Source organism: Bradyrhizobium sp. SEMIA (assembly GCF_014844175.1).
In the GTDB taxonomy this organism is placed as follows: domain Bacteria; phylum Pseudomonadota; class Alphaproteobacteria; order Rhizobiales; family Xanthobacteraceae; genus Bradyrhizobium; species Bradyrhizobium arachidis.
In genome coordinates, this window is record NZ_CP046601.1 from 9026334 (window position 1) to 9045361 (window position 19028).

At 64.8% G+C, this 19028-nt stretch carries 13 protein-coding genes and 1 pseudogene; 6 read left to right on the top strand and 8 right to left on the bottom strand.

The window, feature by feature from the left end; genetic code table 11:
* Positions 1-228: 228 nt before the first annotated feature.
* Entirely contained in the window at positions 229-951 is a 723-nt protein-coding gene (locus FOM02_RS43120) for a thermonuclease family protein (RefSeq protein WP_027563576.1), read from the top strand.
* A gap of 106 nt (positions 952-1057) precedes the next feature.
* Positions 1058-2245: a pyridoxal-phosphate-dependent aminotransferase family protein gene (locus FOM02_RS43125; protein ID WP_027563577.1), complete on the top strand. Its 1188-nt coding sequence runs from the start codon at positions 1058-1060 to the stop codon at positions 2243-2245.
* Positions 2246-2413: 168 nt separating this feature from the next.
* Here FOM02_RS43125 and FOM02_RS43130 read toward each other — a convergent pair whose 3' ends face one another.
* Entirely contained in the window at positions 2414-3517 is a 1104-nt protein-coding gene (locus FOM02_RS43130; protein WP_265441091.1) for a hypothetical protein, read from the bottom strand.
* Entirely contained in the window at positions 3517-4953 is a 1437-nt protein-coding gene (locus FOM02_RS43135) for an MBOAT family O-acyltransferase (RefSeq protein ID WP_027563578.1), read from the bottom strand. The genes FOM02_RS43130 and FOM02_RS43135 overlap by 1 nt, the downstream gene beginning before the upstream one ends.
* A gap of 264 nt (positions 4954-5217) precedes the next feature.
* Between FOM02_RS43135 and FOM02_RS43140 the strand changes: the two genes are divergently transcribed.
* A complete protein-coding gene (locus tag FOM02_RS43140; protein ID WP_265441092.1) occupies positions 5218-7323 on the top strand; it encodes a S9 family peptidase in 2106 nt (701 codons plus the stop codon).
* Between the two features lie 212 nt (positions 7324-7535).
* On the opposite strand, the gene FOM02_RS43145 is transcribed toward FOM02_RS43140, so the two are convergent.
* The 6 genes from FOM02_RS43145 to FOM02_RS43170 form a co-directional block, all read right to left on the bottom strand.
* Complete coding sequence (locus tag FOM02_RS43145) at positions 7536-8627, bottom strand: SMP-30/gluconolactonase/LRE family protein (RefSeq protein ID WP_027563580.1); 1092 nt, start codon at positions 8625-8627, stop codon at positions 7536-7538.
* A 76-nt stretch (positions 8628-8703) separates the two neighbouring features.
* Positions 8704-9423 (bottom strand): ribonuclease activity regulator RraA, encoded by a 720-nt coding sequence (locus FOM02_RS43150; RefSeq protein WP_265441093.1) that lies wholly within the window; start codon positions 9421-9423, stop codon positions 8704-8706.
* 126 nt (positions 9424-9549) lie between these two features.
* Entirely contained in the window at positions 9550-11286 is a 1737-nt protein-coding gene (gene araD / locus FOM02_RS43155; RefSeq protein ID WP_027563582.1) for an L-arabinonate dehydratase, read from the bottom strand.
* Positions 11283-12143: an ABC transporter permease gene (locus tag FOM02_RS43160; RefSeq protein ID WP_027563583.1), complete on the bottom strand. Its 861-nt coding sequence runs from the start codon at positions 12141-12143 to the stop codon at positions 11283-11285. The genes araD and FOM02_RS43160 overlap by 4 nt, the downstream gene beginning before the upstream one ends.
* An 11-nt stretch (positions 12144-12154) precedes the next feature.
* Positions 12155-12916 carry an ABC transporter ATP-binding protein gene (locus FOM02_RS43165; RefSeq protein ID WP_027563584.1) on the bottom strand — a complete coding sequence of 254 codons (762 nt, stop codon included), beginning with the start codon at positions 12914-12916 and terminating at the stop codon, positions 12155-12157.
* Complete coding sequence (locus FOM02_RS43170; RefSeq protein ID WP_027563585.1) at positions 12916-13935, bottom strand: ABC transporter substrate-binding protein; 1020 nt, start codon at positions 13933-13935, stop codon at positions 12916-12918. The genes FOM02_RS43165 and FOM02_RS43170 overlap by 1 nt, the downstream gene beginning before the upstream one ends.
* Before the next feature lie 94 nt (positions 13936-14029).
* Between FOM02_RS43170 and FOM02_RS43175 the strand changes: the two genes are divergently transcribed.
* The 3 genes and pseudogenes from FOM02_RS43175 (at position 14030) to FOM02_RS43185 (ending at position 18975) form a co-directional block, all read left to right on the top strand.
* Entirely contained in the window at positions 14030-14734 is a 705-nt protein-coding gene (locus tag FOM02_RS43175) for a GntR family transcriptional regulator (protein ID WP_027563586.1), read from the top strand.
* Between the two features lie 248 nt (positions 14735-14982).
* Positions 14983-15402 (top strand): response regulator, encoded by a 420-nt coding sequence (locus tag FOM02_RS43180; RefSeq protein ID WP_027563587.1) that lies wholly within the window; start codon positions 14983-14985, stop codon positions 15400-15402.
* Positions 15380-18975, top strand: a pseudogene (locus tag FOM02_RS43185) (PAS domain S-box protein). Before FOM02_RS43180 ends, FOM02_RS43185 begins: the two are co-directional and overlap by 23 nt.
* Positions 18976-19028: the final 53 nt, after the last annotated feature.

Here is a 19028-nt window from a genome sequence, read left to right on the forward strand (position 1 = left end):
TCGTGCCTCGGACACAGGTCTCGTAGGGTGGGCAAAGGCGCGGAGCGCCGTGCCCACGATCTCTCGCCACGCAAGACATCGTGGGCACGCTTCGCTTTGCCCGCCCTACGGGACCTTTCAAATGACAGGAAGTTGAAAGCTCAATCGCCAGGCATAAGCTGGCCCACCGGCCAAAAGCCGACCACAATTGCGCGCCTCTATCGCCATTTTCATCACACGCGGACCGGCATGTTGCGAAAATTCCTGATTGCGCTGTGTTTCCTCGTCCCGTCGCTGGCCGAAGCCGCCGACATCAGCGGCACGGCAAAAGTCCGCGCCGGCGACGCCGTCGTGATCGGCAACACGCGGATCCGGCTCGGCGGAATCGACGCGCCCGCGGTCGACCAGCTCTGCCTCAACACCAAGGCCGAGCGCTGGACCTGCGGCGTCGCGGCCCGCGACGAGCTGGCCAAATATGCCGAAGGCAAGACCTGGGTCTGCCATACCCGATCGATCGACCGGCGCGGCCGCACTGTGGCGCGCTGCGAGGTCGGCGGCGAGGACATCCAGAAATGGCTGGTGCATAGCGGCTGGGCGCTGGCCTACACCCGCATCTCCCATGACTACGAGCCGGATGAGGCTGCCGCGCGTGAGGCAAAAGCCGGGATGTGGCAGGGCGCCTTCATCGCGCCCTGGGACTGGCGCGTGCGCAACAAGAAGACTCCGATCCTGGGCGCGACCAAGCCGCCGGAGGGCGCGCATGCAGTGCTGCTCGCGTCCGCCTCGGGCCCCATCGCGCCCTCGCCGGACTGCACCATCAAGGGCAACGTCAACTCATCAGGCGAGTGCATCTATCACCAGCCGACCAGCCGCTGGTACGCGCAGATCAAGATGAAGATCAGCAAGGGTACCCGCTGGTTCTGTTCGGTCGAGGAGGCGGAGGCCGCCGGTTGCCGGGAGACTAAGAGATAAGAGCCCCAGACCTGCGTTTTCCGTGCTTTTCTCGGGCCGTCCCGCCGCGTAGAAAGAACAGATCAGCGACCCACCAGACAGTCTTCACGACACAAGGAAGATAGCAATGACCGTTCGCGCGGGCCGGGAATTTCTGGCCATCCCCGGGCCCACCACGATGCCCGACGAGGTGCTGCGGGCGATGCACCGTCCGGCGATCGACATCTACTCCAAACAGATGCTGGATCTGACCGAGAGCCTGCTCGGTGACATCTCGAAACTGTTTGCGACCAAGGGCAAGTCCTACATCTACATCGCCAACGGTCACGGCGCCTGGGAAGCGGCGCTGAGCAACGTGCTGTCGCGCGGCGACAAAGTGCTGGTGCTGGAAAGCGGACGCTTCGCGATCGGCTGGGGCAATGCGGCAGCGCTGATGGGCGCCGAGGTCGAGGTGCTCAAGGGCGACTGGCGCCGTGCGGTGCGGCCGCACGAGGTCGAGGAGCGCCTGCGCCGCGACAAGGAGCACACGATCAAGGCCGTCGTCGTGGTCCAGGTCGATACGGCCTCGGGCGTGCAGAACGACATCGAGGCGATCGGCAAGGCCATCAAGGCGTCCGGCCATCCCGCCCTCTACATGGTCGATACTGTCGCCTCGCTCGGCTGCATGTCGTTCGAGATGGACAAATGGGGCGTGGACGTCGCGATGTCCGGCTCGCAGAAGGGCCTGATGACGCCGCCCGGCCTCGGCTTCGTCGCCGCCAATACGCGCGCGCTCGAGGTGCACAAGAAGGCGAACATGTCGACGCCCTATTGGAGCTGGAGCGAGCGCGAGGGCACCGAGAATTATCGCAAATATGCCGGCACCGCGCCGGTGCATCTGTTGTTCGCGCTGCGCCAGGCGATCGACATGCTGCACGAGGAAGGACTGGAGAACGCCTTCCGCCGCCACAGCCTGCTCGGCGAAGCCGCACGCCGCGCCGTCGCCGTCTGGGCCGAAGGCCAGGTGCTCGGCTTCAATGTCGCGGAGGCGAACGAGCGCTCCAACACCGTGACCACGGTGACCATGAGCAACGGCCATGATCCCGCAGTGCTGCAGCGCTATTGCAAGGACAAATGCGGCGTCGTGCTCGGCACCGGCATCGGCGATCTCTCGGGACAAGCCTTCCGCATCGCCCATATGGGCCATGTGAATGCGCCGATGCTGCTCGGCACGCTCGGAGTGGTCGAGGTCGCCCTGAACGCACTGAAGATCCCGCACGGCAAGGGCGGGCTGGAAGCGGCGGTGTCGTATCTCGGTGAAGAGGTGGCGGTGTAACGGCGCTGTCGTCCCTGCGAAGGCAGGGACCCATACCGCGTGATCTCTCGATTGGGCGAGATCGCAGTACCGAAGGCCTTTTCACCGCTAGTCTTCGCCAAACCTCTCCCTGGGTTATGGGTACCGGATCTGCGCTTCGCTTGTCCGGGACGACAGCGGAATGTTTGGCTAGGGCTGCTCCACGCGATACGCCTCGACCTGCGCCTTCAGCTCATCCAGCGATGCCGTCGGCTTCTTCGGATCGACGCGATACTCCCCGCTCGCTAGCCATTTCAGCACCATCGCGTCCACCACAGGCGAATGGTGTATGACATCGCCGTAATTGGCGAAATCGTGCGTTACCGCCTTGATCGCGCGGAAATCGTGCAGGCGCACATTGGGAAGCCGCGTCAGGCGCCGCGCAATGACTGCCGTCAGATCCATGACGATGTTCAGTGTCTCCGGCGAAGCATCGCGCATCGCGACGAATTGCAGGATCGAATAGGGCGGGAAATAGATGTCGAACGTCACGTCGCGATGGCGCGTGATCAGACCGACGGCGTCCTGCTCGAAATGCCGCACCATGGCCTCATAGCCATAGCCTTCGCCGAGAAAGCGACGGCGCGAAGGCGCGGTGATATAAGCGAAGGAGGCGAGCGTCTTGTTCGCATTGTAATCGCGCGCGAGGTCGAAATCCCGCGGCAGGGCGTAGATGTCGTCAACATTCGCCAGTGCGAACTTGACCGGGAGATACGGCGCGGCCCGGCTGAGCGGCTCTCGCAGCGGCGGGACCGAGCGCAGCAACCCGAATAGGGATTCCTTCGCCATGGCCGCGCTGAACAGATAGGACGCAATGCCCTTGGCCGACCTGCGATAGAGATCGACGGAGAGATAAGGATCGGCCGCGATGTCCGCGGCATCGACGAAAATAAAGTCGTCCATCTCCCAGATCACGCGCCTTGCGCCGGCCTCGATCGCCTGCTCCAGGACGAAAGCCTGCTGGCGCGAGTTGGAGCCGGTCATCGCCAGCTTGATCGAATGGACACCGAGCGCGCGGTCGATGTCGCTCTGGCGGAAATGGATCGCCAGCGAGGTGCCCATGAAGGCGGTGTCGAACGACTGGCTGCGGATCAGCCCGGCATTCTGCACCCGCGTGTCGTCGGAATAGAAGGCGAGACGCGAGGCGCGGAACAGCTGCAGGGGATCGACGACATAGGTCAGCACTGCCGCGCCCAGCATGCACACGATGCTCGCGAGCAGAAAACGCCTCAGATGTGTGGGGGTGCCCTGCATCAGAACCGGAAATAGATGAATTCGCTGTGGCTCTGAATGCCCAGAATGCCGAACGCGAGCACCAGGGAGGCCGCATAGAGGGCCAGCGGACGCATGCGCCCGGCCCGCAACGCCTCGCCGACGCGGCGGTTGCCGTGATCGTATCCCATGACCTCTTGCGTGTTCGGCGCCAGCCACACCAGCGCCGCGTAGATCGCAATCATCACCAGCGCCGCGATCTCCTCGCGGCCGAGGACGATGTTCGAGGGATCGGCCATCGCGTGCAGGATCCGCAGCGCCCAGGCGACGCTCTCGGCGCGGAAGAACACCCAGGCGATGACGACGGCAAGAAAGGTCAGCGCAGCGCCCGCGATGCGGACGGGGCGCGCAAGCAACGCCGGAACATCAGGCACCAGCGCGTTGAAAGCGTGATTGACGCAAAGATAAGCGCCGTGCAGCGTGCCCCACACCACAAAGGTCCAGGCGGCGCCATGCCAGAGGCCGCCAAGCAGCATCGTGATCAGCAGGTTGACATAGCGCAGCACGCGGCCGCGCCTGTTACCGCCGAGCGGGATGTAGAGATAGTCGCGCAGGAACTGCGACAGCGTCATATGCCAGCGGCGCCAGAAATCGACGATGCTGGCGGCCTTGTAGGGCGAGTTGAAATTCACGGGCAGGAAGATGCCGAACATCAGCGATATGCCGATCGCCATGTCGGAATAGCCGGAGAAATCGAAATAGAGCTGGAACGTGTAGGCAAGCGCACCAAGCCAGGCCTGGTCGAAGCTCGGCGAGCGCGCCTCGAAGGCGAGCGCAACCAGCGGCTGGATGCCGTCGGCAAGGCAGGTCTTCTTGAACAGGCCGATCGCGAAGATGATGATTCCGCACAGGATCAGATGCGCGTCCGGATGCTTGGTTTCCTTGCGCGCGAATTGCGGGATCATGTCCTTGTGGTGGAGGATCGGCCCCGCGATCAGATGCGGGAAATAAGTCACGAACAGCGCGTAATGCGGCAGTGCATAGGCCGCGACCTGGCCGCGCCAGGCATCCACGAGGAACGCAATCTGCGTGAAGGTGTAGAAGGAGATGCCGACCGGCAGCAGGATGTGGACGGCGATGTGCGTGCCGAGCAGCGCGTTGATGTTTTCGGTAGCAAACCCGGCATATTTGAAGATGCCGAGCACGAGGAGATCGCCGGCGACGCCAAACGCGAGCGCCGCCTTTCGTTGTCCGGGGGCGAGCTTCGCCACGATGAGGAGATGGCCGACGCCGTAGTTGAAGGCGATCGAGAGCAGCAGCAGGGCCACGAACTGCCAGTTGCCGATGGCGTAGAAAGTCAGCGAGGCCAGCGCCAGCCAGATCACGGGCGCCAGATTGCTGCGCCGCCCCAGCCAGAAATAGCCGGCGAGCACAGCGGGGAGGAACAGCAGGATGAACGGATAGGAGTTGAACAGCATCAGGCTGGACCGGCGGCGGGGATATGGCCCGTAAAAGCATAGAAGGGGCTGATCAACAACCCGGCGACTTGGCGCAGTGGCTGGAACGGCCATGCTGGCAATTCGCGGGCTTGTCGCCATATTATGGGCGACCCGCCGCTTTCTACGGCCGTCATTGCCGGGCTTGACCCGGCAATCCATCGCTCAAGAAATCGTCTTTGATGGATGCGCGGGTCAAGCCCGCGCATGACGAGATGGGTTCCGATGAGACGCAATGAGGATCGAGTGACCCACGCCAAGACACCTTCAAAGCCCCCCGTCGCCCCGCGCCGGGCGCATTCCTTCACCCGGCACGGGATCACCGTGACCGACGACTGTGCCTGGCTGAAGGATGAGAAGTGGCAGGAGGTGCTGCGCGATCCCGCGGTGCTCGATGCTGATATCCGCAAATATCTGGACGAGGAGAACGGCTACACCGAGAGCCTGCTCGGGCATACCTCGTCCTTGCAGAAGACGCTGGTGCGCGAGATGCGCTCCCGGATCAAGGAGGACGATTCCAGCGTGCCGTCGCCGGATGGTCCTTTCGCCTATTTCCGCAGGTTCCGCGAGGGCGGGCAGCACGAGCTGTTCGGCCGCATGCCGCGCGATGGCGGCAACGAGCATATCGTGCTCGACGGCGACGCGCTCGCAAAAGACCACAAATATTTCAAGTTCGGCGGCAGCCGGCACTCGAACGATCACAAGCTTCAGGCCTGGAGCGCGGACACCAAGGGCTCGGAATATTTTTCGATCCGCGTGCGCAACTGGGCGACGGGGAAGGATCTCGACGATCTCGTCGAGGAGACCGATGGCGGCGTCGTTTGGAGCAAGGATGCCAAGAGCTTCTTCTATGTGAAGCTCGACGACAATCACCGGCCGATGCAGGTGTGGCGGCACAGGCTCGGCACGAAACAGGCCGACGACACGCTGGTCTATGAGGAGCAGGATGCCGGCTGGTTCACCCATCTGCACGAGAGCACCAGCGGCCGCTTCTGCGTGATCGCCGGCGGCGACCACGAGACCTCGGAACAGCGGCTGATCGATCTCGCCAACCCCGAGGCGCCGCCGCGCCTTGTCGCGGCGCGCGAGGACGGCGTGCAATATTCGCTGGCCGATCGCGGCGACGAGCTGTTCATCCTCACCAATGCCGACGACGCCATCGACTTCAAGATCGTCACGGCGCCGCTTTCTTCGCCCGAGCGCAAGAACTGGCGCGACCTGATCCCGTATCGTCCCGGCATCTACATCATCGACCTCGATCTCTATGCCGGACATCTGGTGCGGCTGGAGCGCGCCAATGCACTGCCGTCGATCGTGATCCGCGATCTCGCCGGCGGGGAAGAGCACGCCATCGCCTTCGACGAGGCCGCCTACTCGCTCGACACGATGGGCTCCTACGAATTCGAGACGACGAACTTACGCTTCTCCTATTCGTCGATGACGACGCCGTCGGAAGTCTATGACTACGACATGGTCAAGCGCACGCGGACCTTGCGCAAGCGCCAGGAGATTCCGTCGGGCCACGACGTCGCCGACTATGTCACCACCCGCATCATGGCGAAGGCGCAGGATGGTGCAGAGGTGCCGGTCTCGATCCTCTATCGCCGCGGGCTCCAGCTCGACGGCTCGGCGCCGCTGCTGCTCTACGGCTATGGCTCCTACGGCATGGCGATGCCGGCCTCGTTCAGCGCCAACCGCCTGTCGCTGGTCGACCGCGGCTTCGTCTACGCCATCGCCCATATCCGCGGCGGTGCGGACAAGGGCTGGGGCTGGTATCTCGACGGCAAGCGCGAGAAGAAAACGAACTCGTTCGATGATTTCGCCGCAAGCGCCCGCGCGCTGATCGATGCGAAATACACCAGCGCAAAACGCATCGTCGGCCATGGCGGCTCGGCCGGCGGCATGCTGATGGGCGCGGTCGCGAACCGCGCAGGCGAATTGTTCGCCGGCATCGTCGCCGAGGTGCCGTTCGTGGATGTGCTCAACACCATGCTCGACGACACGCTGCCGCTGACGCCGCCGGAATGGCCGGAATGGGGCAACCCGATCGAGAGCGAGAAGGATTTTCGCACCATCCTGTCGTACTCGCCTTACGACAATATCGCAGCGAAGGAGTATCCGGCGATTTTGGCGATGGGCGGATTGACCGATCCGCGCGTGACCTATTGGGAGCCCGCCAAATGGATCGCGCGCCTGCGCGCCACCATGCGCGGTGGTGGCCCGGTGCTCTTGCGCACCAACATGGGCGCCGGCCATGGCGGCGCATCGGGACGGTTCGACCGGCTCGATGAGGTGGCGATCGTGTATGCGTTCGCGCTGTGGGCGGCCGGGATGGCGGAGGCCGGGGTGTAGCGACACCCACAGCCGTCGTCCCTGCCTAGTGCGCAATTGCGCACGGGCGCAGGGACCCATACCGCGTGATGTATCGGGAGGGTGCGAGAGCAGTACCGGCGAAGAAGTGTTCACTGTTAATCTTCGCCAAACTGCTCCCTGGGGTTATGGGTCCCTGCGTTCGCAGGGACGACAGTGGGGATGTGGGGCGAGCTACCGCCCCACCAACACTCTCACACCGCCCCGTGCGCCTCGACATACAGCGCATAGACCGAATGGCTGCTCGCCATGTAGAGCCGGTTGTTCTTCGGGCCGCCGAAGCAGAGATTGGCGCAGCGCTCGGGCAGCTTGATGAAGGCGAGCGGCTTGCCTTCGGGGCTGAACACCATCACGCCGTCGAGATCCTCCGGCTTGCCCTTGAGCTGAAACACCTTGCGGCCGCCGACATCGGTCGGCTCGGATTGCAGCGCGCCGTTGGAGCCCCAGCCGCACCAGAGATTGCCGTCGCGATCGACGCGGAAGCCGTCGAGCGAGCCCTGGTCGGCGGCGTCGATCAGCTTGGTCTTGCCGCTCAGCGAGCCATCGTCGCCGACATTGTAGCTCCAGATGCTGCGGTTGGGCGTGCCCTTCCACTCGACGATGTAGAGCTTCTTCTCGTCCGGCGAGAAGGCAAGGCCGTTCGGGTTGACGAGGTCGGTGAGGACGGCGCTGAGCTTGCCGTCCTTTGCGATGCGGTAGACGTTGGTGGTGGCCTGCTCGGCCTTCTCCTTCTTGCCTTCCCACTCGCCGTTGATGCCGAACAGGGGATCGGTGAACCAGATGCTCTCGTCCGACTTCACCACGATATCGTTCGGCGCGTTCAGCCGCTTGCCCTCGAACTTGTCCGCGAGCACGGTGATCTTGCCGTCCTTCTCGGTGCGGGTGATGCGGCGGGTGACGGAGTGCTCGCAGGTGACGAGGCGGCCCTGGCGGTCGCGCGCATTGCCGTTGGCGTAATTGGCGTTGGCGCGGAACACGCTGGTCTGACCGGTCTTCTCGTCGAACTTCATGATCCGGTTGTTGGGAATGTCCGAGAACAGGAGATAGCCGCCCTCAGGGAAATAGGCGGGGCCTTCGGCCCAGCGCATGCCGGTCGCGACCTGCTCGACCGTCGAGGAATAGAGCCGGTATTTGCCAAAGCTCGGGTCGAGGATCTGGACGGCGGGATCTGGATAGCGCTGGTTCGGCGTGAAGGCGAACGACTGGGCGCCGGCGGCGCGCGCGAGAAGCGTGGATGCTGCCACGGCGCCAGCGCCGGCCACGAGGTTGCGTCGTGTGAAATTCATAAAAGTCCTCCCTGCTTGATAAAAGGCCGGCGCTTGATGCGGCCGGCCTGTTTCTTGATGTGGTCTGGTTTTGGTTTTAGCGGCCGTTCTTCTTCCGCCATTCCGCAAAATCGGTGAGCGTCTGCGGATCGGTGGCGGGATAGAGTCCAAAGATGCCGCGGCCCTTGCCGACTTCCTCGGTGACGAAATCCTCGAACGCGGTCATCTCGAAAGTCTCATTGGCGATCTCGTCGGCGAGATGCGCGGGGATCACGATGACGCCGTCGGCGTCGCCGAGGATGACGTCACCGGGAAACACCGGCGCATCGCCGCAGCCGATCGGCACGTTGATCTCGATCGCCTGGTGCAGCGTGAGGTTGGTCGGCGCCGAGGGACGATGGTGATAGGCGGGAATGCCGACCTTGGCGATCTCGGCGGAATCGCGAAAGCCGCCGTCGGTGACGACGCCGGCGACGCCGCGCTTCATCAGTCGCGTGACCAGGATGGCACCGGCGGAGGCCGCGCGCGCGTCCTTGCGGCTGTCCATCACCAGCACGGCGCCCGGCGGGCAATCCTCGACCGCCTTGCGCTGCGGATGGGAGCGGTCCTTGAACACATCGATGGTGTTGAGATCCTCGCGCGCCGGCATGTAGCGCAGCGTGAAGGCCTCGCCGACCATGGTCGGCTGGTCAGGGCCGAGGGGATGCACATCCTGGATCATCTGGATGCGCAGGCCGCGCTTGAACAAAGCGGTGGCGACGGTGGCGGTGGAGACGGATTTGAGCTTGTTGCGGGTGGCTTCGGATAGTTTGGTCATTTGGTACGCCCTCTCTTCTCGTCATTCCGGGGCATCGCGAAGCGATGAGCCCGGAATCCATAACCACGATCGGGAGTATGGATTCCGGGCTCGCGCCAAGTGGCGCGCCCCGGAATGACAGTTGTGCTAATAGATCGACGGCTCGCCGATCGGCGCGCCGAAATCGGTCTCGAGGAAGTCGAAGTCGCAGCCGTCATTGGCCTGCTTGATGTGCTTGGTGAACATCCAGCCATAGCCGCGCTCGAAGCGGCGCTCGGGCTGCTTCCAGGCGGCGCGGCGCTTTGCGAGCTCGGCCTCCGATACGTCGAGGTTGATGGTGCGCGCGGCGACGTCGAGCGTGATGCGGTCGCCATTCTGCACCAGCGCCAACGGGCCGCCGATGTAGGACTCCGGCGAGACGTGCAGGATGCAGGCGCCGTAGCTGGTGCCGCTCATGCGTGCATCCGAGATGCGCACCATGTCGCGCACGCCCTGCTTCACGAGCTTGGTCGGGATCGGCAGCATGCCCCATTCCGGCATGCCCGGCCCACCCTGCGGCCCGGCATTGCGCAGGATGAGGATGTGATCCTCGGTGACGTCGAGGTTGGGATCGTCGACCGCCTTCTTCATCGAGGGATAGTCGTCGAACACCAGCGCCGGCCCGGTGTGCTTGAGGAAGCGCGGCGCGCAGGCGGAGGGCTTGATGACGCAGCCGTCGGGCGCAAGATTGCCCTTGAGCACGGCGAGGGCGCCTTCCTTGTAGATGGGATTGTCGACCGAGCGGATCACGTCGGCATTGTGAACCTCGGCGCCGTCGATGTTCTCGCCCAGCGTCTTGCCAGTCACCGTAATGCAGTCGAGATGCAGATGCTGCTTGATCTGCCCCATCAGCGCCGGCAGGCCGCCGGCATAGAAGAAGTCTTCCATGAGGTAGGCATCGCCGCTCGGCCGGACGTTGGCGATGACAGGCACCTTGCGGCTCGCGATCTCGAAATCGTCGAGGCCGATGTCCTGGCCGGCGCGGCGGGCCTGCGCGATCAGATGGATGATCGCGTTGGTCGAGCAGCCCATCGCCATTGCGACTGCAATCGCGTTCTCGAACGCCTTGCGGGTCTGGATCGTCGTCGGCGTCAAATCCTCCCACACCATCTCGACGATGCGGCGGCCACATTCACTGGCCATGCGGATGTGGTTGGCGTCAGCGGCCGGAATCGAGGAGGCGCCCGGTAGCGTCATGCCGATCGCCTCCGCAATCGCCGTCATGGTGGAAGCCGTGCCCATGGTCATGCAGGTGCCGTAGCTGCGGGCGATGCCGGCTTCGATGTCGAGCCAGTCCTTGTCGGAGATCTTTCCGGCGCGGCGCTCGTCCCAGTATTTCCAGCCGTCGGAGCCGGAGCCGAGCGTCTTGCCCTTCCAGTTTCCGCGCAGCATGGGACCGGCCGGCAGGTAGATCGCCGGGATGTTCATCGAGGTCGCGCCCAAGAGCAGCGCCGGCGTGGTCTTGTCGCAGCCGCCCATCAGCACCACGCCATCGACGGGATGGCTGCGCAAGAGCTCCTCGGCGTCCATCGCCAGCAGGTTGCGGTAGAGCATGGTGGTCGGCTTGAGCAGCGATTCCGACAGCGACAGCGCCGGCAGCTCGATCGGCAGGCCGCCGGCCATCAGGATGCCGCGCTTGACGTCGTCGACGCGCGACTTGAAATGCATGTGGCAGGGCTGCGCGTCCGACCAGGTGTTGAGGATCGCGATGCACGGACGGTCCTTCCACTCCTCCGGCGCGTAGCCCATCTGCATGGTGCGGGAGCGGTGGCCGAACGAGCGGAGATCGTCGGGCGCGAACCAGCGCGCGCTGCGGAGCTGATCGGGTGTTTTCTTCTTGGTCATGATTGAGTGCCCCATTTCTGGACGGTATTCCGCTCGATGGCGCGGAAGATCAGGTTCTCGACAAAGAGCCCGATGATGATCACCGTCAAGAGGCCCGCGAACACCGCGGGTATGTCGAGCAGGTTGCGGTTCTCGAAGATGAACCAGCCGAGCCCGCCCTGCCCCGAGGACACGCCGAACACCAGCTCGGCCGCGATCAGGGTTCGCCAGGCGAAGGCCCAGCCGATCTTGAGGCCGGTCAGGATCGAGCCGAACGCCGCGGGGATCAGGATTTTCGCCACATAAGGCAAGCCGCGCAGGCCGTAATTGCGCCCGACCATGCGCAGCGTGTTGGACACGCTCTTGAAGCCGGAATGGGTGTTGAGCGCAACCGGCCACAGCACCGAATGGATCAGCACGAAGACCAGGCTGCCATTTCCGAGCCCGAACCAGATCAACGCCAGCGGCAAGAGCGCGATCGCCGGCAGCGGGTTGAACATCGCCGTCACCGTTTCCAGGAAATCGGTGCCGATCCGGGTGGAGATCGCAAGGATGGTGAAGATTGCAGCGAGCACGATGCCGGCGGAATAGCCCATGAACAAGACTTTTAGCGAGGTCCAGGCCCGCATCGGGATCGTGCCGTCCTTCACGCGGTCGTACAGCGTCAGAAGCGTGTCGTGCAGCGTCGGAAACAGCAGGGGATTGTCGAGGTAAACGCCGTAGGCTTCCCAGACCGCGGCGAGGAACAGGATGATGACGGTCTTGCGCACGAAACCGTCGTTCCACAACAGTTCGAGCACGCTCAGCTTGCGCTCGACCTCGCCTGCGCCGATGGTGGCGACCGGCGCGTCACGCAGCAGAATTCTCGCTTCGCCCATGCGCGGCTCCCCTAGTGCGCCGTTGCTTCGCCGGCAAACAGGAGATCGTGGATCTCCGTCTCGAGCCGGCCGGCACTGCCGTCGTCATTGCTGACCTTGTCGACGTCGACGACCTCGGCCTTGACCCGGCCCGGATGCGGCGACAGCAGCAGGATGCGGTTGCCGATGCGGATGGCTTCCGCGATCGAATGCGTTACGAACAGCACCGTGAATTTGGTCTCGCTCCAGAGCTGGAGCAGCTCGTCCTGGCAGGTCCGGCGCGTCAGCGCATCGAGCGCTGCGAACGGCTCGTCCATCAGCAAAATGTCCGGCTCCATCGCCATGCCGCGCGCGATCGCGACGCGCTGCTTCATGCCGCCGGATAGCGTGTGCGGATAGGCATCGACCACGCGGGTGAGGCCGACCTTCTCGATATAGGCCCGCGCCTTCGCCTCGGCGTCCTTGCGCGACAGCTTTCGCGCCGTCAGCAGCGGGAACATCACGTTGGCGAGCACGCTCTTCCAGGGCAGGAGCTGGTCGAACTCCTGGAAGATCATCATGCGGTCGGCGCCGGGGCCGTGAATCTCGCGGCCGCTGATGCTCATGCGGCCTTCGCTCGGCGACATATAGCCGCCGACGGCCTTGAGCAGGGTGGACTTGCCGCAGCCGGACGGTCCGAGCAGCACGAAGCGGTCGGACTTGTCGACAGTGAAGCTCACCCTCTCCGTGGCTGTGACGACTGCGCTCGAGGTCTTGTAGCGCAGCGTCACGGAGTTGACGTCGAGCAGCGCCATCAGTTGCCCTTCAGGTCGTGCGCGACGGGGAGATAATAGTCCGTCCAGGCCTTGGGCTGGGTCTTCAGCGTGCCGGTCTTGTAGAGATGGGCGGCGAACTTCATCGTGCCCTGCGGCTCGAGATTCCACTCCATCATGCCGGGCTGCTTGAGGAGATCGAGCAGCTCCTCGACCGAGGTCTTGTCGCCGGTGATCTCCTTGTAGATCTCGACCGCCTGCTTCGTATCGCTGCGGATCAGGTCCTGCGCCTCCTTGGTGGCAGCGCGCACGGCCTGGATGATCTTCGGGTTGGCGTCGGCGAACTTGGTCGTGGTGAAGAACTGGGCCTGACTGAGCGGGCCGCCCATCACGTCGGGCGAGTTCAGCACGACATGCGCGCCCGGCACGTTCTTCAGCTCCAGGAAGGTGAAGGGTGGGATCGAGAAGTGGGTGTGCACCTCATGCTTCGGATTGGACAGCGCCGCATAAGCATCGGGATGGCCGAGCTGCACGGTGTTGGCATCGAGCTTCGACCATTGGTCGGCGCCGAACGCTTCGGCGGCGGCGATCTGAAGCACGATCGCCTGGGTTGAGACCTTCACCGTCGGCACCGCGATCTTGTCGGCGGGCCCAAAATCCTTGATCGACTTGATGTTGTCGTCGCGGCTGATCAGCGTCATCGGCTGCGCCGAGGTCGCGACGATGCCCTTCACGCCGCCGCGGGTGCGATCCCACAGCAGCAGCAGATTGCCGGTGCCGGTGTTGAGGATGTCGACGCCGCCCGCGAGCAGCGCATCGGTCTGCGCGCCGCCGCCGGAGAAGGTGATCCATTTGGTGGTGACGCCGGAAACGCCGAGCGAAGCCGCATGCTTCTCAATCAGCTTCAGCTTCTCCATGATGTGGCTCGGCATGTAGAAAATGCCGGGCTGGCGCGACAGCGCGATCTCGGATTTCTGCTGCGCCTGCGCCGCGGGCGCGAAAAGGGCGGCGGCGGTGATCAAGGCCATGGCCGCAAGGCCACGCTGCAATTGCTTCATCATTGTTGTTCGTTTCCTCCGGCCGCCATTGACGTGCGACCCCGCTGATGCACTAATGCATTAGTGCATCAAAGGCAAGCCTGCCGGAGCCATTGCCATGGAAACCGTCCATACCGCGCCGCGCGCGGCCGCCCGCCTCGACCGGGCCCGGCAGGCCGCGCCGCAGGTGTTCGAGCGGCTGCGCAACGCCATTCTCGCGCTCGAACTGCCGCCGGGCGCGCCGCTGTCGCGCACCGAGCTCGCCACGCAATTCGGCGTCAGCTCGACCCCGATCCGCGACGCCCTGATGCGGCTGGAGGAAGAAGGACTGGTCGAGGTGTTTCCGCAGCACGCGACCGTGGTCAGCCGGGTCGATGTCGGCCGCGCCGAGCAGGCCCATTTCCTGCGCCAGGCGCTGGAGCTCGAAATCGTCCGGCTGCTCGCGGAAGAGCATGACGCGGCCCTGGTGATCCGGCTCGACCACGCGATCGCGCTCCAGCAGCAATTCGCCAGGGCCGGCGATTTCGAGAGCTTCATCGCCGGCGACAATGATTTTCACGCGCAGCTTTACGCCGCCGCGGGCAAGCAGGAGCTCTGGTCGCTGGTGCGCAGCCGCAGCGGACATATCGACCGGCTGCGCCGGCTGCATCTGCCCTCACCCGGCAAGGCCCAGAACATCGTGCGCCATCACAAGCTGATCACGCGCGCGATCGAGGCCGGCGACCCCGATGCCGCGCAGCAGCACCTGCGCACGCACCTGTCGGGCACCCTGAGCGAGCTGGACAAGATCCGGAGCCGCTATCCCGAGTACCTGACCGACTAGGGCTGCGATGAACCGTCACCGAACCCTGGAATAACCGTTCGGACAGTTCCACTGCCTTTTGCGGCACATCCGGCAAGCCATGTGCACGAAAGCATGCATAATGGCGGCACCGGGACGTGCCGCGCCGGGAAACCGCCGCATCGTTGCGAAGTGCTTGCAGGCTGGGCGGAATCCGCGCAACAATTTCATATTTGATGGCTTGATTTGGGGGCGCTGGAATGTCCCCTCCGCCCCGGAGGATTTCAGACGTGGCCAACATCCTGATCGTGGATGACGACCCCGCCGTGCAGATCACGATCCGGCTGCTCCTGGAGAGGGCCGGACATCACGTCACCGTCGCCGGCGACGGCCGCCAGGGACTTGCAGCGTTCGAGGCCAGCCATTTCGACCTGTTGTTTCTCGACATCTTCATGCCCGGCATGGATGGGCTGGAGACGATGCGCCACATCCGGGCACAGCGGCCGGCCGTTCCGATCATCGTGATCTCCGGCCGTTCGGCCACGCCGGACGCCTATGCGGAGCCGGATTTCCTGAAGATGGCGACCAAGCTCGGCGCGGTGGCGAGCCTGCAAAAGCCGTTCGGGCCCGGCGCCCTGCTCGCCGCGGTCGATGGCTGCCTGAAGGCGGCTCTGCCGGAGAGGTCCGATGTCAGCTCCGGCCAGCGATGACGAGGACGGCTCCTCTGCTCCAGTCCAGAACAAGCGTGGCCATACGGGACGTCCAGCGAACATCCCCATGACGCTCACGACGCGGCTGGCCATCGCGATGATCCTGCTGGTGGCGGTGACCGTGGCCGCCGTCGGCTGGCTCGGCTATCGCAACATCACGCAAGCCGTCATTCCGCGCGTGCTGGAGCGGGTCGAAGCCCAGTCGCGGCTGCTGGCGACCAATCTCGAATCCTACGTTTCCGGCGTTCGCGGCGATCTGATCGGCTATCGCTCCGCCGCAGCCATCAACGGCCTGATCCGCGCGCACATCGGCGGCGGAATTGACGCGTCTGACGGCGTCTCGGAGCAGACCTGGCGCGAGCGCATCGCAACCCGGCTCGTGGCCGAGATCGAGGCCAAGCCCAGCTACGGGCAGTTTCGAATCATCGGCATTGACGACGACCAGCGCGAGCTGGTCCGCGTCGATCGCTCGGGCCCGAATGGGGCGGCACGGATCGTCCCCAACAGCGAGCTGGCGCACAAGACCGAGCGAACCTACTTCCAGGAAACGATCAAGCTCGCGCCGGGCGAGATTTACGTGTCGCCGATTGACCTCGCGACCCGGCAGGGCGGGACCACGGACTTGCACATTCCGACCCTGCGGGTCGCGACGCCGCTTTTCACGGCGGCGGGCAAGCCGTTCGGCATCATCGTCGCCAATATCGACATGCGTCCGGCACTCGAGCGCGTCCGCGCGGCGACGAGCTCGGGAGGCGAAATCTATGTCGTGAATTCGCGCGGCGACTATCTCGTCAATCCTGACCGCACGCGGGAATTCGGCTCGTTGCATGGCCATCCCACCAACTGGCGCAATGATTTTCCGTATTTTTCAGCCGCGGCCGGCACGCCCGACGTGTCGACGCACCTCACAACCGACGTCGCGGGCCGGTCAAGCGGCGCTGCGCTCGCGCCGGCGCTGCGTCGGGCAAGGAGTGGATCGCGATCATCGTGACCGTTCCCCCGGCCGTGTTCGGCCGCGTGCCGGCCGCCATTCAGAAGACGTCCCTGCTCGTCGGCGTGCTCGCCGTGCTCGCCGCGGCGGCGCTCGCGGTGCTGCTGGCGCGCTCATTGACCCGGCCGATCGGACGCCTGACCGCGGCGGTGGAGGCCATCGGCAGCGGACGGCCGGCGGACATTCCGGTCGACGCCAGCGGCGAAACCGGCGTGCTGGCGCGCGCTTTTGCCCAGATGGTCGAAGAGACCAGGGCGAACACGGCCGCGCTCGAGCGCGAGGTCCGAGAGCATCGCCGCACCGAGGCCGCGCGAAGCCATCATGCGGCGCGCGAGCAATTGTTCAGCGCCGCGGTCGAATCGTCCGACGATGCGATCGTGATGCAGACGCTCGCGGCCATCATCACCGGCTGGAATCCGGCGGCAGAGCGCCTCTATGGCTATTCGGCGGACGAGGCGATCGGCCAGCCCACCTCCATCATAGTCCCGCCCGACCGCCGCGAGCAGGGCAAGGACTATCTGCGGCGGATCGCGAGCGGCGAGCCGATCGAGCGCTTCGAGACGGTGCGCGTGCGCAAGGACGGCACGCCGGTCGAGATCTCGCTCAGCCTCTCGCCATCGAGGGACCTTCGGGGCGAGATCGTCGGCGCCTCCGGCAGCGCGCGCAGCCTCACCGAGGCGCGGCGGGCCGAGCGCGTGCTGCAGCAGCGGCTCGAGGAGCGCCGCCAGATCTTCGACACCTCGCAGGATCTGATCATGATCATGGACGCACGCGGCCATGTCGCGCAGATCAGTCCGAGCAGCGAGACCATTCTCGGCTACAAGCCGGCCGAGATGATCGGCCGCAGCGGCGCCGATTTCGTTCATCCCGATCATCTGGAGCATTCCCGCGCGGAGATGCGCGCGCTGCGGCGCGGTGACCGCCCCAAGCTCGACGACACCCGCTGCTTCCACAAGAACGGGCACGAGGTCTGGCTGTCATGGCTCGGCAGCTGGTCCGAGCAGGCGCACCGGTTCTTCTTCGTCGGACGCGACATGACGGAGGCAAGGCTCGCGCAGGAATCCCTGCAAGAGAGCGAACGGCTCGCCCGCAACATCGTCGAGACCTCGCTCGACGCCTTCGTCCAGACCGACGAGGCGAGCAGGATCCTGAACTGGAACTCGCAGGCGGAACAGCTGTTCGGCTGGCGCCGCGACGAGGTGCTCGGCAAGAGCACGATCGACCTGATCGTGGCCGAGAGCGATCGCGCGCGGGTCCAGGCCGGCCTGAAGCGCTTCCTGGAAGAGGAGGACGGTAGGACGCTGAACCGCCGCCGCGAGCTCATGTGCCGGCGGCGCGATGGCAAGGAATTCAAGGCCGAGCTGAGCGTCACCGCGCTGAAGCGCCGCGAGGGCCTGCTGTTCAACGTGTTCTACCGCGACCTCACCGACAAGATCGCGGCCGAGGAGCGTATCCGCCACGCCGAGAAGATGGAGGCGGTCGGCCAGCTCACCGGCGGCGTCGCGCACGACTTCAACAACATCCTCACCGTCATCACCGGGACGATCGAGATCCTGGCGGAGGCGGTCGAGAAGGAGCCGCAGCTTGCGGCCATCACCAAGATGATCGACGAGGCCGCCGCGCGCGGCGCCGAGCTGACCCAGCATCTGCTCGCCTTCGCGCGCAAGCAGCCGCTGCAGCCGCGCGAGATCGACATCAATTCGCTGATCATCGACACCGCGAAGCTGTTGCGGCCGACCCTGGGCGAGCAGATCCAGATCGAATCGGTGTTCGAGGACGAGAACTGCGTCGCGATCGTCGACCCCAACCAGCTCACCACCGCGATCCTCAACCTCGCGCTCAATGCCCGCGACGCCATGCCGGGCGGCGGCAAGCTGATCGTGGAGACGGGTGCCGCCTATCTCGACGAGGTCTATGCCAGCGTCAACGATGTCAGGCCCGGGCATTACGTGCTGATCGCCGTGAGCGACACCGGCACCGGCATTCCGGCGAGCATGCTGGCGAGGGTGTTCGACCCGTTCTTCACCTCGAAGGGACCGGGCAAGGGCACGGGGCTCGGGCTTTCGATGGTCTACGGCTTCATCAAGCAGTCCGCGGGACACATCAAGATCTACAGCGAGGAAGGCCACGGCACCACGATCAAGATGTACCTGCCGCCCGGCAAGACGCCGACGGTGGCCACAGAGGGCGTGACACCGGTGACGATCGAGGGCGGACACGAGACGATCCTCGTGGTCGAGGACGACCGGCTGGTGCGCGACTACGTGCTGGCGCAGCTGCATTCGCTGGGTTACGTCACCTTGCAGGCCGCGAACGCCGCTGAGGCGCTCGCGATCGTCGCCACCGGCAAGCCGTTCGACCTGCTATTCACCGACGTCATCATGCCCGGCAAGATGAACGGACGGCAGCTCGCCGACGAGCTGACGAAGACGCGTCCCGATCTGAAGGTGGTCTACACGTCAGGCTATACCGAGAACGCGATCATCCATCACGGCCGGCTGGATTCGGGCGTGCTGCTGCTGGCGAAGCCCTACCGCAAGTCGGATCTCGCGCGGATCATCCGCAAGGCCCTGAGCGCTTGAGGCCTCGCTCTCGTGTCCCGGACGCACTGCAGCGCGCAGCGCTGCTGTGCAGA